The organism is Streptomyces prunicolor (genome assembly GCF_045162825.1).
GTDB lineage: Bacteria > Actinomycetota > Actinomycetes > Streptomycetales > Streptomycetaceae > Streptomyces > Streptomyces prunicolor.
In genome coordinates, this window is record NZ_CP108676.1 from 7,768,074 (window position 1) to 7,782,386 (window position 14,313).

The window sequence follows — 14,313 nt, forward strand, 5'->3', positions numbered from 1 at the left end:
GGCTACGCGCGCGACCTGTGTGCCACGTACGCCAGCGTGCCCAACAGCAGCCGCGCGGCCGGTGGTTTGGTCGCCGAGTCCAGCGCGGGGGAGCGGAGCCAGCGGACCGGGCCCAGGCCTGCTCGGTCGGAGGGTGGGGCGGTGATGTGGGTGCCGGGGCCCAGGCCGCGGAGGTCCAGGGAGGTGGGGTCGTCCCAGCCCATGCGGTAGAGCAGGGAAGGGAGTTCGGCGGCGGCGCCGGGGGCGACGAGGAACTGGGCGCGGTGGTCGGGGGTCGCCGCGACCGGGCCGAGCGGGAGGCCCATCCGCTCCAGGCGGGCCAGCGCGCGGCGCCCGGCGGGCTCGGCCACCTCGATCACGTCGAACGCGCGGCCCACCGGCAGCATCACCGCAGCGCCCGGCAACTCGGCCCAGGCGTCGGTGACTTCGTCGAGGGTCGCGCCGGCCCGCACTTCCGGAGCGAAGGTCAGTGGATGCGCGCCCGGCGTGGGGCACTTGGTGTCGCCGCAGGAGCACGCGCCGCCCGCGGCCCGTGCGCCGGCGACCACGTCCCAGCCCCAGAGGCCGGTGAACTCGGCCACCGCTGTGCATTCCGACGCGCGGCCGCGGCGGCGCGTGCCGGACCGGATGTCGCGGATACCCCGGCTGCTGCCGATCGTGAAGCCCATGCCCCCTCCAACGGGTCCAACGCACCGGTGGTTACGAGACGGATGCGTAACGTCACTCTGCGTTCACGCCTGCCCCGTGCCGCGTGGTCCAGGCGGCGCTCAGGGGTACCCCGGGTGGTGTGCTCGACGGTGCGCGCCCCTGCGTGCACCGCTACGCCCACTCCCGGCCGTCCTATGTCAAGTGAATCGTGCGCGGGCAACCGTAGGTTCATTCGAAGGGGTGGCGAATGGTGGCGTTTCCGGGATCGCCGTGGCTGGACCGGTGATCGTAGGATTACTTTGAGTGCACAAGTCCTCGGGGCACATGCGCTCGTGGGTATGCCGGAGGCAACTCGTCATCTCGTTCGAAGGGTGACAAGTGCGGGACGGGAAGCCGTATTTACCGGCATTCTGATAGGGCTTGGCGCACAGCGGCGACAAGTGGTTCCAGGGATGGGGGCGTTCCAGTGGGCGGCAACGGCGGAAGCGGGACAACCGCGACCAGTACGGACAAGCGCCCCAATGAGCTGCTCGGCTCGTGGTTCGTGCGCAGCGGCTGGTCCAAGGGTGAGCTGGCGCGGCAAGTGAACCGCAGGGCGCGGCAGTTGGGGGCCAACCACATCTCGACGGACACCTCGCGGGTGCGCCGCTGGCTGGACGGCGAGAACCCGCGCGAGCCGATCCCGAGGATCCTCTCGGAGCTGTTCTCCGAGCGCTTCGGCTGTGTCGTCTCGGTCGAGGACCTGGGGCTGCGCGCGGCCCGCCAGGCACCCTCCGTGTCCGGCGTCGACCTGCCCTGGACGGCCCCGCAGACGGTGGCCCTGCTCAGCGAGTTCTCCCGCAGCGACCTCATGCTGGCCCGCCGCGGCTTCCTCGGGGCCTCGCTGGCCCTGTCCGCGGGACCGTCCCTCATCGAGCCCATGCAGCGCTGGCTCGTCCCTGGCCCCTCGGCCCACCAGCCGGAGCCCGAGCCCGCGAGCGCCTCCCGGCACCAAGGGCGGCTCTCCCGGCCCGAGTTGGAGCTGCTGGAGTCCACCACGGCGATGTTCCGCAAGTGGGACGCCCAGTGCGGCGGCGGCCTGCGCCGCAAAGCGGTCGTAGGGCAGCTGCACGAGGTGACCGACCTCCTTCAGGAGCCCCAACCCGAGGCCACCAACCGCAAGTTGTTCAAGGTCGCCGCCGAACTCGCCGAGCTGGCGGGCTGGATGTCGTACGACGTGGGGCTCCAGCCCACCGCGCAGAAGTACTTCGTCCTCGCCCTGCACGCCGCCAAGGAGGCGGGCGACAAGCCGCTCGGGTCGTATGTCCTGTCCAGCATGAGTCGGCAGATGATCCATCTCGGGCGGCCCGACGACGCGCTGGAGCTGATCCACCTCGCGCAGTACGGCAGCCGGGACTGCGCGAGTCCGCGCACCCAGTCGATGCTGTATGCGATGGAGGCCCGCGCGTACGCCAACATGGGCCAGCCCGGCAAGTGCAAGCGGGCGGTCCGGATGGCCGAGGACACCTTCGGGGACGTGGACGACTGGGACGACCCGGACCCCGACTGGATCCGTTTCTTCTCCGAGGCCGAGCTGTACGGCGAGAACTCGCACTCCTATCGCGACCTCGCCTACGTCGCCGGCCGCAGTCCCGCCTACGCCTCGCTCGCCGAGCCCGTCATGCAGCGGGCGGTGGACCTCTTCGCCAAGGACGACGACCACAAGCGGTCGTACGCGCTCAATCTCATCGGCATGGCCACCGTGCACCTGCTGCGGCGCGAGCCCGAGCAGAGCGCGGTGCTGGCGACGGAGGCGATGACCGTCGCCAAGAAGGTGCGCTCCGAGCGCGTCAACACACGTATCCGAAAGACCGTCGACACCGCGTTCCGCGACTTCGGCGAGCTGGCCGCAGTCGTCGACCTCACCGAGCGGCTCGCGATCGAGCTGCCGGAGACCGCCGAAGCGGTCTGAACACCCCAGAGCCCCGGCCGCGGCCGGCCCTCCCGAACCGCCCGACTCGGCTCCCCCATGCCAGGTCATTCGGAGGACCGACCGCGGCCGGTCTGTGTCGCGGTTCTTCTGAGGGGCCGTACTCAGTCGGGGAGCCCGATCTTGGTGAAACCTTTTCACATGATCGCTTGCGCCTACCATGGCGACTTCGGCAATCTACTGATTCGCCGCCGCTAATCATGGGCGGCGGCGTTTCGAACGGCGGCAGGGGGCTGCCGTTCCTGACATAACGGGGATTCCAAAAATGGCCAAGAGGCTATTCGCCGTTGCCCTTGCAACGGGTGTCATGTCCACCGGGCTGCTCGCCGCCGGCGCCACCGACGCGTCGGCGATCGCCACCAAGACGTACACAAAGCCGTACAGCAAGAGCGCGAACTTCTACTCCAAGCCGCTCGGGCGCTGCGTCAGGACGACGCTCTCCGGCAAGGTCACCTTCAAGCACTACTACTACAAGCAGAAGGGCGCCATCTCGGACGCGTTCCTCGGCGTCAAGCTCATCAACCCGACCATGCGCACCACCGTGCTGACCAAGTGCACCGGGGGCAAGAGCGCCACCGTCACCAAGATGGCGATGACCCAGCGCTGGTACGAGAGCACGAAGTGCAAGCTGAACGTCGCGATCGCCGCCGGCTACCAGTGGACCGTCGCCGTCACCCCCACCGTGGAGTGCGGCAAGCGCAAGGCGGGCACCCGGGCCACGACGTACGCGGTCAAGGCGAACAACTACACCCAGAGCAACAGCGGCCGTCCGGTCGGCTTCAACGGTGAGGTGCACATCAAGTACAACACCGCGCTCTGCCTGTCGGCGCGGACCACGGTGACCGCATACATCAACAACAAGTCCGACTCCGGGACCAACACCATCAAGGCCTGCGTCAAGGTCTGACGTAGAGACGTAGGGACGTAGATCCGGGAGACACGGGGGCGGGCGCCGAACGCGTCCGCCCCCGCGTTCGTGTGCGCGGGGCTCGAACTGTCCAGGTCAACCGGGCCGTATACAGCTCCGGGGGGCGCTCCGGGCGATCACGGAGTGGTCACGGCCGCCGCGAGCGGGGCGTCGATTCATCCCTCCGTAACGTGGCGGACGCCTTCGTCACATGCCTGAAACGTTGTGCGGCCTTCATAGAAACCAGGCTGGGACAACCTCATGGCGGAAAACCGGCCCAAACCTTGACCTTGCCCGCACGGGCCGTTCGGATGACGAGGAGACGCCGATGCCAGAAGGCATCCTGACGCTAGCAGCAGCCGCTCCCAAGATCGACACCGGCAACACCGCCTTCATGCTGCTCAGCGCCGCGCTGGTTCTGCTGATGACCCCCGGCCTCGCCTTCTTCTACGGCGGCATGGTCAGGGTCAAGAGCGTGTTGAACATGCTGATGATGAGCTTCATCAGCATCGCCATAATCACCATTCTCTGGACGCTCTACGGCTTCAGCATCGCCTTCGACACCGGCAACGGTTTCCTGGGCGGGTTCGACTGGGTGGGCATGCGCCACATCGGTCTGACCGAGCCGTTCGCCACGTACAACATCCCGATCTACGCGTTCGCCGTCTTCCAGCTGATGTTCGCCATCATCACCCCGGCGCTGATCAGCGGTGCCCTGGCGGACCGCGTGAAGATCGTGGCGTGGTCGGTCTACATCGCGCTGTGGGCCACCCTCGTGTACTTCCCCGTAGCCCACTGGGTCTGGGAGCCGACCACGGGCTGGCTGTTCAAGTACGGCGTGATCGACTTCGCCGGTGGTACCGCGGTGCACATCAACGCCGGTGCGGCGGCGCTCGGCGCCATCCTCGTCATCCGTAAGCGTGTGGGCTTCAAGAAGGACCCGTTCCGGCCGCACAACCTGCCGCTCGTCATGCTCGGCGCCGGTCTGCTGTGGTTCGGCTGGTTCGGCTTCAACGCGGGCTCCTGGCTCGGTGCCGACGGCGTCTCCGCCGTCGCGTTCACCAACACCCAGGTCGCCACCGCCGCCGCCATGCTCGGCTGGCTCATCTACGAGCGCATCAAGCACGGCGCCTTCACCACCCTCGGTGCCGCCTCCGGCGCGGTCGCCGGTCTGGTCGCCATCACCCCGGCCTGTGGCTCGGTGAGCCCGCTCGGCGCCATCGCGGTCGGCGTCATCGCCGGTGTCCTGTGCGCCGCGGCCGTCGGCCTGAAGTACAAGTTCAACTTCGACGACTCGCTCGACGTGGTCGGTGTCCACCTCGTCGGCGGTATCGTCGGCTCGCTGCTCATCGGCCTCTTCGCCACCGGCGGCGTCGGCCAGACGGCCAAGGGCCTCTTCTACGGCGGTGGCCTGGCCCAGCTCGGCAAGCAGTTCGTCGGTGTCGGCGCGGTGCTCGGCTACTCGCTGGTCGTCTCCGCGATCCTCGCCTTCCTGATCGACAAGACCATCGGCTTCACCGTGGACGAGGACGTCGAGGTGGCCGGCATCGACCAGGCCGAGCACGCCGAGACCGCATACGACTTCAGCGGCGCAGGCGGCGGCCTCAGCGGCGGCACGCTCAACTCCGCCACGGCGACGAAGAAGGTGGACGCATGAAGCTCATCACCGCCGTTGTGAAGCCCCACCGGCTCGACGAGATCAAGGAAGCGTTGCAGGCCTTCGGGGTCCACGGTCTGACGGTCACCGAAGCGAGCGGCTACGGTCGTCAGCGGGGACACACCGAGGTATACCGGGGCGCCGAGTACACGGTCGACCTGGTCCCCAAGATCCGCATCGAGGTGCTGGCCGAGGACGACGACGCCGAGCAGCTGATCGACGTCATCGTCAAGGCCGCCCGCACCGGCAAGATCGGTGACGGCAAGGTCTGGTCCCTCCCGGTCGAGACGGCCGTCCGGGTCCGGACCGGCGAGCGCGGACCGGACGCGCTCTAAAAAGAAACGAACAGGAGTCGCTGGGTGACGAGTACGGACGTGCGCAAGGATGCAGAGGACTCCGGACCCAGCGGCTACGCGGCGGCCCGGCTGCGCCTCCTCACTGAGGGGGTGCGGTCCGGGCCGCCGCGCCGTGCGGCCCTCGCCGAACTGACCGACGACTGGCTGACCGGCCTCTTCACCGCGGGCTCCGAGGCCCTCAAGGGCGTCTCCCTCGTCGCCGTCGGCGGCTACGGCCGCGGCGAACTCTCCCCGCGCAGCGACCTCGACCTCCTTCTCCTGCACGACGGCAGCGACTCCGGCGCGGTCGCGGCCCTGGCCGACCGCATCTGGTACCCGGTCTGGGACCTCGGCCTCGCCCTCGACCACTCCGTCCGCACCCCGTCCGAGGCCCGCAAGACCGCCGGCGAGGACCTCAAGGTCCAGCTCGGCCTCCTCGACGCCCGCCACATCGCCGGCGACCTCGGCCTGACCGCCGGATTGCGTACGGCCGTCCTCGCCGACTGGCGCAACCAGGCGCCCAAACGCCTCCCCGAACTCCAGGAACTCTGCGCCGAACGCGCCGAGCGCCAGGGCGAGTTGCAGTACCTCCTCGAACCCGACCTCAAGGAGGCTCGCGGCGGCCTGCGCGATGCCACCGCGCTGCGCGCCGTAGCCGCCTCCTGGCTCGCCGACGCCCCGCGCGAGGGACTCGCCGACGCCCGCCGCCGCCTCCTCGACGTGCGCGACGCCCTGCACCTCACCACCGGCCGCGCGACCGACCGGCTCGCACTCCAGGAGCAGGACCAGGTCGCCGCCGAGCTGGGCCTCCTCGACGCGGACACCCTGCTGCGGCAGGTCTACGAAGCGGCACGTGTCGTGTCGTACGCCAGTGATGTCACCTGGCGTGAAGTGGGGCGAGTGCTGCGGTCCCGTGCCGTGCGGCCGAGGCTGCGCGCGATGCTCGGCGGGGGCGCCAAACCCGCCGCCGAGCGCTCCCCGCTCGCCGAAGGGGTCGTAGAACAGGACGGCGAGGTGGTGCTCGCCCGCGCCGCGCGCCCCGAGCGCGACCCCGTTCTCCCGCTGCGCGCCGCCGCTGCCGCCGCGCAGGCCGGTCTTCCGCTCTCGCTGCACGCTGTACGGCGCCTCGCGGCCACCGTGCGCCCGCTGCCCACGCCCTGGCCCGCCGAGGCGCGCGAGCAGCTGGTGACGCTGCTCGGTTCCGGGCAGCCCACGGTGGATGTGTGGGAGGCGCTGGAGGCGGAAGGCCTGATCACCCGGCTGCTCCCCGACTGGGAGCGGGTGCGCTGCCGGCCGCAGCGCAACGCCGTGCACATCTGGACCGTCGACCGGCACCTCATCGAAACCGCCGTCCGCGCCTCGGAGTTCGCCCGCCGCGTCAGCCGCCCCGACCTCCTGCTGGTCGCCGCGCTGCTGCACGACATCGGCAAGGGCTGGCCCGGCGACCACTCGGTGGCCGGCGAGATCATCGCCAAGGATGTCGCCGCCCGCATCGGCTTCGACCGCGCGGAAGTCGCCGTGCTCGCCACCCTCGTACGTCATCACCTGCTGCTCATCGAGACCGCCACCCGGCGCGACCTGGAGGATCCGGCGACGGTCCGTTCGGTCGCCGAGGCGGTCGGTACGACGAGCACCCTGGAGCTGCTGCACGCGCTGACCGAGGCGGACGCGCTGGCCACCGGACCGGCCGCCTGGTCGTCCTGGCGGGCCGGCCTCGTCACCGACCTGGTGAAGCGGGTCGCCGCCGTGCTCTCCGGGGACGTCCCCGAGGAGCCCGAGGCGGGCGCGGCCACCGCCGAACAGGAACGGCTCGCGATCGAGGCGGTGGCAACGGGCGGCCCGGTGTTGGCACTCCGCGCCCAGACCGAGCCCCCGTCCGAGGACGAGCCCGCCGGCGACCCCGAACCCCTCGGCGTGGAACTCCTGATCGCCGTCCCCGACCAGCCGGGCGTACTCCCCGCGGTGGCCGGCGTCCTGGCGATGCACCGCCTGACGGTCCGTACGGCGGAGCTGCGCGCGCTCGACCTGCCGGACGGCGTGGAGGGCTCGGTGCTCCTGCTCAACTGGCGGGTCGCCGCCGAGTACGGCTCCCTGCCCCAGGCCGCCCGGCTGCGCGCCGATCTCGTACGCGCCCTGGACGGTTCGTTCGACATCGCGGGCCGCCTCGCCGAGCGCGACGCCGCGTATCCGCGCCGCCGAGGTGTGGTGGCCCCGCCGGCCCGCGTGACGGTCGCCGCGGCGGCCTCCCGGCACGCGACGGTGATCGAAGTGCGCGCGCACGACGCCCCCGGGCTGCTGCACCGCATCGGCCGCGCCCTGGACGAGGCGAAGGTCCGCGTCCGCAGCATGCACGTCAGCACCCTGGGCTCGAACGCGGTGGACGCCTTCTACGTCACTGGCGCGGAGGGCATGCCCCTGCCGGGGGACGAGGCCACGGCGGTGGCACGCAAACTGGAGGAAACCCTGCGGGCCTGACCCGTGACCCGCTCTTGTGCGACCGGGATACCCTGGAGGGCGATTCCCCAATAGCCACCGACCCCGAGGACCGCGAGCGCCGTGTTCGATACTCTCTCTGATCGCCTCTCAGCCACTTTCAAGAACCTGCGCGGCAAGGGACGGCTCTCCGAGGCGGACATCGACGCCACCGCGCGTGAGATCCGGATCGCGTTGCTCGAAGCGGACGTGGCGCTGCCCGTCGTCCGTACGTTCATCAAGAACGTCAAGGAGCGCGCCCTCGGCGCCGACCTCAACAGGGCGCTGAACAACCCGGCCCAGCAGGTCGTGAAGATCGTCAACGAGGAACTCGTCACGATCCTCGGTGGCGAGACCCGGCGCCTGCGCTTCGCCAAGAACCCGCCCACCGTGATCATGCTCGCGGGTCTCCAGGGTGCCGGTAAGACGACCCTCGCGGGCAAGCTCGGCAAGTGGCTCAAGGACCAGGGGCACTCGCCGCTGCTCGTCGCCGCCGACCTCCAGCGCCCGAACGCGGTGAACCAGCTGAGCGTCGTCGGCGAGCGCGCCGGAGTCGCGGTCTACGCGCCCGAGCCGGGCAACGGTGTGGGTGACCCGGTCAAGGTCGCCAAGGACTCCATCGAGTTCGCGAAGTCCAAGGTCCACGACATCGTGATCGTGGACACCGCCGGCCGCCTGGGCATCGACCAGGAGCTGATGCAGCAGGCCGCGGACATCCGCGACGCGGTCTCGCCGGACGAGATCCTCTTCGTCGTCGACGCGATGATCGGTCAGGACGCGGTCAACACCGCCGAGTCCTTCCGCGACGGCGTCGGCTTCGACGGCGTGGTGCTCTCCAAGCTCGACGGCGACGCCCGTGGTGGTGCCGCGCTCTCCATCGCCTCGGTCACCGGCAAGCCGATCATGTTCGCGTCGAACGGCGAGAAGCTTGACGACTTCGACGCCTTCCACCCGGACCGGATGGCCTCCCGCATCCTCGACATGGGTGACCTGCTCACCCTGATCGAGCAGGCGGAGAAGACGTTCAGCCAAGAAGAGGCCGAGAAGATGGCCTCCAAGCTGGCGTCCAAGAAGGGCCAGGACTTCACCCTCGACGACTTCCTGTCCCAGATGGAACAGGTCAGGAAGATGGGCAGCATCAGCAAGCTGCTCGGCATGCTCCCCGGCATGGGCCAGATCAAGGACCAGATCAACAACCTGGACGAGCGGGACGTCGACCGTACGGCCGCGATCATCAAGTCGATGACCCCGGGCGAGCGCGCCGAGCCGACCATCATCAACGGCTCGCGCCGCGCCCGTATCGCCAAGGGTTCCGGCGTCGAGGTCAGCGCCGTGAAGGGCCTGGTGGAGCGGTTCTTCGAGGCCCGCAAGATGATGTCCCGCATGGCGCAGGGCGGCGGGATGCCCGGTATGCCGGGGATGCCGGGCATGGGCGGCGGCCCCGGCCGTACCAAGAAGCAGCCCAAGCAGGCCAAGGGCAAGCAGCGCTCCGGCAACCCGATGAAGCGCAAGCAGCAGGAACTGGAAGAGGCCAAGCGCCGCGAGGCCGGCGCCGCTCCGGGCGGCAACGCGTTCGGCCTGCCCGAGCAGGGCGGCCAGGACTTCGAGCTGCCGGACGAGTTCAAGAAGTTCATGGGCTGAGCTTGAGAAGGTTCATGCGCTGACAGCCCGTCTTCTACGTCGCCGAGGGCGCCCCTCTCCGGAAGGGCGCCCTCGGCGCGTGCTGGGCGTGCCGACGCCCGGCCTGTGTCGTAACGTCCCGATATGACCAACCCCGCGCCGCCGCGCAAGTCTCCCGACCAGCCCTGGCGTACCGAGGGCACCCCGGACGAGCCCCCGAAGCCGTCGCCGGGCGGGAAGAAGATGCGCGGCGGCTGGTGGAGCCTGATCCTCACCGCGCTGGTCGTGTACCTGGTCGCCAACCTGATCCTGTCGTTCTTCAACGAGGGCGACGAACCCACCATCTCGTACACGGAGTTCAGCAAGCAGGTCGACGCGGGCAACGTCACCAAGATCTACGCCAAGGGCAATGCGATCCAGGGGCAGCTCAAGAAGGGCCAGGACAAGCCGGACGGCGACGGCAAGTACACCAAGTTCGACACCGAGCGGCCGACCTTCGCGGACGACCAGCTCTGGGAGGACCTGACCAAACACAACGTCACCGTCACGGCGGAGCCGGTCGTACAACACCGTAGCTTTCTGGCCAATCTGCTGATCTCGCTGGCCCCGATGCTGCTCCTGGTGGTCCTGTGGCTCTTCATCGCGCGCCGGATGAGCTCGGGGCTCGGTGGCGCGGGCGGCATGCTCGGCCGCAAGGCCCCGCCCAAGCCGGTCGAGCTGGAGCCGGGCAAACAGCGCACGACGTTCGAGGATGTCGCCGGCATCGACGAGGTCGAGGGCGAGCTGAACGACGTCGTCGACTTCCTCAAGAACCCCGAGGAGTACCGCAAGATGGGCGCCAAGATGCCCCGGGGTGTGCTGCTCTCGGGTCCGCCCGGCACCGGAAAGACGCTGCTCGCGCGGGCGGTCGCGGGGGAGGCGGGGGTGCCGTTCTTCTCGGCGTCGGCCTCCGAGTTCATCGAGATGATCGTCGGTGTCGGTGCCTCACGCGTGCGTGAACTGTTCGCGGAGGCCCGCAAGGTGGCCCCCTCGATCATCTTCATCGACGAGATCGACACCATCGGCCGGGCCCGCGGCGGCGGCAGCGGCATGGGCGGTCACGACGAGCGCGAGCAGACCCTGAACCAGATCCTCACCGAGATGGACGGCTTCTCCGGCTCCGAGGGCGTCATCGTGATCGCCGCCACCAACCGCGCCGACGTCCTGGATCCGGCGCTGACCCGCCCCGGCCGCTTCGACCGGGTGGTCGTCGTCTCACCGCCCGACCGGGGTGGCCGCGAGGCGATCCTGGCGATCCACACCCGCGAGATCCCGCTCGCGAAGGACGTGAACCTCGCCCAGGTCGCCCGCACGACCCCGGGCATGACCGGCGCAGAACTCGCCAACCTCGCCAACGAGGCCGCCCTCCTCGCGGTCAAGCGCAAGCAGGACCAGGTCACCCAGACCGACCTCTCGGAAGCCCTGGAGAAGGTCCAACTGGGCGCCGAACGCCCGCTGGTGATGCCCGAGGAGGAACGCCGCCGCACCGCCTACCACGAGAGCGGCCACGCCCTCCTCGGCATGCTCCAGCCCGGCGCCGACCCGGTCCGCAAGATCACCATCGTCCCGCGCGGGAGGGCCCTCGGCGTCACGCTCTCGACGCCGGACGCGGACAAGTACGCGTACACCGAGGAGTACCTGCGCGGCCGCATCATCGGCGCCCTCGGCGGCATGGCCGCGGAACAGGTCGTCTACGGAGTCATCACCACCGGTGCCGAGAACGACCTCGAACAGGTCACCAACATCGCGCGCGGGATGGTCGCCCGCTGGGGCATGAGCGAGCGCGTCGGCCGCCTCTCCGCCCTCCCGAACGACGCCCAGCAGGCCTACGGCCTCGCCGCCGCGCCGCAGACCCTGGACGTGATCGACGACGAGATGCGCCGCATCGTCGACGAGTGCTACGACGAGGCCATCCGCAAACTCGGCGACCACCGCGACCAGTTGGACGCGCTCGCGGCGGCGCTCCTGGAGAACGAGACCCTGGAGGAGACGGACGCCTACCGCATCGCGGGCGTCACGCGCCTCTTCAAGGAAGAGCCGTAGTCATCCTCAGGTCGCACCCGTGATGAGTCATCCTCAGGTCGTACGCGCGATCAGATACCGGAAGACGTTCGGCATCCACACCGTCCCGTCCGGCCGTCGATACGGATGCAATGCCTCCGCCAACTCCTTGTCCACCTGCGCCTGATCCGTCGCGACGATCGCCGCGTCGAAGAGCCCCGTCGACAGCAACCCCCGTACGGCACTCTCGACGTCGGCGTACCCGAAGGGGCACGCCACCCGGCCTGAGCCGTCCGGCCTGAGTCCCGCGCGGTGGGCGACCTCCTCCAGGTCGTCGCGCAGCACCGGGCGCGGGCTGCCCGTGCCGCGCAGCGGGTCCGCCAGCCTGGTGGCCACCCGCAGCACGGACGAGGTCGCGCAGCGCTCCGGCGGACCCCAGCCCGCCAGCACCACGGGCGTCCCGCGCGCGGCGAGCGGTGTCGCGGCGTCGAGCATGTCGCCGAGTCCCTCCGAGTCGCCCGCGAGGCACCCGATGGGCTCGAAGGCGGTCACCAGGGTGTACGCGGGCGCCTCCGCGCCGGCCGCGTCCCTGGGGGAGCCGTGGACGAGCCGGGTGTGCGCACGCGCGCGTGGGGACCAGGCGGTCGGCAGCAGTCGCTCGCGGGCGAGGGCCAGGCGCTCGGGGGAGAAGCGCTCGACACCGGTGACCGTCGCTCCTCTGGAGGCCGCCATCAGCAGGGCGAGCCCGGAGCCGCAGCCGAGGCCGAGCAGCCGGGTGCCGGGTCCCACTTCCAGTCGCTCGTAGACCGCTTCGTAGAGCGGCACCAGCATCCGCTCCTGGATCTCGGACCAGTCACGCGCGCGTGCATCCAGGTCCACGCGGGGCACTGGCCCCGCATGAGGCAGGTAGTGCCGCACGAGCGTAGGTGTCATGGAAAGCGCCCCAATCCGCCGAGAGATGTGGCCGTGCCCGTTTCCGAGGCCCCCGTGATGTGCGCCCGCACTTCCCCCGTATGCCAGCAAACTCCGCACGCGCTACGGCGTCCAGGGGTTGTGGGGCCCGGCTTGTGGCTTCCCTGTGGGAGTGGCGAGAATTCACATGACGGCAACGTGGGCCCGTACCATCGCGCCATGGCCAAGGCACCCGTACTCACGCCGCGGGCGGATGATTTCCCCCGCTGGTACCAGGATCTGATCAGCAAGGCCGAGCTGGCCGACAACGGCCCGGTGCGCGGCTCCATGGTCATCCGACCGTACGGGTACGGCATTTGGGAGCGGATGCAGGCCGAGATGGACGCCCGCATCAAGGAGACGGGCACCGAGAACGCGTACTTCCCGCTACTGATCCCGCAGTCCTACCTCGCCCGCGAGGCCGACCATGTCGAGGGCTTCGCGCCCGAGTTGGCCGTGGTCACGCACGGCGGCGGCAAGGAGCTGGAGGAGCCCGCGGTCGTCCGGCCCACCTCCGAGATGATCATCAACGAGTACTTCGCGAAGTGGGTGCAGAGCTACCGGGACCTGCCCCTGCTGATCAACCAGTGGGCGAACGTGGTCCGTTGGGAGCTGCGCCCCCGCCTCTTCCTGCGCACCAGCGAGTTCCTCTGGCAGGAGGGCCACACGGCGCACGCGACCTACGAGGAGGCGCGCGACTTCGCCGCGCACATCCACCGCCAGGTGTACGAGGACTTCATGGTCAACGTCCTCGCGATGGACGTCGTACCGGGCCGCAAGACGGCCAAGGAGCGGTTCGCGGGCGCGATCAACACCCTCACCCTGGAAGGGATGATGGGCGACGGCAAGGCGCTGCAGATGGCGACCAGTCACGAGCTGGGCCAGAACTTCGCGAAGGCCTTCAATACGCAGTACCTGTCCAAAGAGGGCAAGCAGGAACTCGTCTGGCAGACCTCCTGGGGCTCCACCACGCGCATGATCGGCGCCCTGGTGATGATGCACGGCGACGACGACGGACTCCGGGTGCCGCCGCGGCTGGCGCAGATCCAGGTCGTCGTCCTCGCGATCAAGGGTGACGAGGCGGTTCTGGCCAAGGTCCGCGAGATCGGGGACCGGCTGAAGGCGGCGGGCGTGCGCGTCCGGGTCGACGTCCGCACGGACATCCCGTTCGGGCGCCGGGCCGTCGACTGGGAACTGAAGGGCGTACCGGTACGGATCGAGGTCGGACCCCGTGACCTGGAGAACGGCACGGCGATGGTGGCCCGTCGCATCCCGGGCGGCAAGGAGCCGGTGGCGATCGACTCTCTCGTAGCGCTGCTTCCCGTAGTCCTGGAGGAGGATCAGGCGCTGCTGCTGAGGCAGTCCCGCGAGCGGCGCGAGTCCCGGACCTCCGAGGTGTCGACGATCGCGGAGGCCGTCGAGGCCGCGACCGCCGGCGGCTGGGCGCGCATCCCGTGGGCGACGCTCGGCGAAGAAGGCGAGGCCGAGCTGGCCGAGCACGCGGTGACCGTACGGTGTCTGGTCGCCGAGGACGGGTCGGTGCCGGACGACGACAAGGCGCCCGGTAATGTCGCGGTCGTCGCCCGCGCTTACTGAAGCGGCGGGCTCCGGCGGGAGAGCGACCGAAACGCCCCTTGCGCAACGGCGGACATCACCTCACCCGGCGCGCGGACAGCGTCTACGCGCCGGGTCGTACGTGGGCCTACGCACCACC

10 protein-coding genes are annotated in these 14,313 nt (G+C 69.9%); 8 read left to right on the plus strand and 2 right to left on the minus strand.

Features of this window, described 5'->3' with window-relative positions:
* Positions 1 to 2: 2 nt before the first annotated feature.
* Positions 3 to 668 (minus strand): bifunctional DNA primase/polymerase, encoded by a 666-nt coding sequence (locus tag OG588_RS35835; protein WP_405950848.1) that lies wholly within the window; start codon positions 666 to 668, stop codon positions 3 to 5.
* 446 nt (positions 669 to 1,114) lie between these two features.
* Between OG588_RS35835 and OG588_RS35840 the strand changes: the two genes are divergently transcribed.
* The 7 genes from OG588_RS35840 to ftsH all read left to right on the plus strand — a co-directional run bounded on the left by OG588_RS35840 (position 1,115) and on the right by ftsH (position 11,690).
* Positions 1,115 to 2,599, plus strand: coding sequence for a hypothetical protein (locus tag OG588_RS35840; RefSeq protein WP_405950849.1), 1,485 nt, complete (start codon positions 1,115 to 1,117; stop codon positions 2,597 to 2,599).
* A 325-nt stretch (positions 2,600 to 2,924) separates the two neighbouring features.
* Positions 2,925 to 3,524 (plus strand): hypothetical protein, encoded by a 600-nt coding sequence (locus OG588_RS35845; protein ID WP_405950850.1) that lies wholly within the window; start codon positions 2,925 to 2,927, stop codon positions 3,522 to 3,524.
* A 328-nt stretch (positions 3,525 to 3,852) separates the two neighbouring features.
* On the plus strand, positions 3,853 to 5,181 hold the full coding sequence (locus tag OG588_RS35850) for an ammonium transporter (RefSeq protein WP_405950851.1): 1,329 nt from the start codon (positions 3,853 to 3,855) through the stop codon (positions 5,179 to 5,181).
* Entirely contained in the window at positions 5,178 to 5,516 is a 339-nt protein-coding gene (locus OG588_RS35855) for a P-II family nitrogen regulator (RefSeq protein WP_003997576.1), read from the plus strand. The genes OG588_RS35850 and OG588_RS35855 overlap by 4 nt, the downstream gene beginning before the upstream one ends.
* 24 nt (positions 5,517 to 5,540) lie before the next feature.
* Positions 5,541 to 7,991, plus strand: coding sequence for a [protein-PII] uridylyltransferase (locus tag OG588_RS35860; protein ID WP_405950852.1), 2,451 nt, complete (start codon positions 5,541 to 5,543; stop codon positions 7,989 to 7,991).
* An 81-nt stretch (positions 7,992 to 8,072) separates the two neighbouring features.
* Positions 8,073 to 9,629, plus strand: coding sequence for a signal recognition particle protein (gene ffh / locus OG588_RS35865; RefSeq protein ID WP_405950853.1), 1,557 nt, complete (start codon positions 8,073 to 8,075; stop codon positions 9,627 to 9,629).
* 123 nt (positions 9,630 to 9,752) lie between these two features.
* Complete coding sequence (gene ftsH / locus OG588_RS35870; RefSeq protein ID WP_405950854.1) at positions 9,753 to 11,690, plus strand: ATP-dependent zinc metalloprotease FtsH; 1,938 nt, start codon at positions 9,753 to 9,755, stop codon at positions 11,688 to 11,690.
* Between the two features lie 33 nt (positions 11,691 to 11,723).
* Here ftsH and OG588_RS35875 read toward each other — a convergent pair whose 3' ends face one another.
* Complete coding sequence (locus OG588_RS35875) at positions 11,724 to 12,581, minus strand: SAM-dependent methyltransferase (protein ID WP_405950855.1); 858 nt, start codon at positions 12,579 to 12,581, stop codon at positions 11,724 to 11,726.
* 198 nt (positions 12,582 to 12,779) lie between these two features.
* Here OG588_RS35875 and proS point away from each other — a divergent pair, with 198 nt between their 5' ends.
* Complete coding sequence (gene proS / locus OG588_RS35880; RefSeq protein WP_405950856.1) at positions 12,780 to 14,195, plus strand: proline--tRNA ligase; 1,416 nt, start codon at positions 12,780 to 12,782, stop codon at positions 14,193 to 14,195.
* Positions 14,196 to 14,313: the final 118 nt, after the last annotated feature.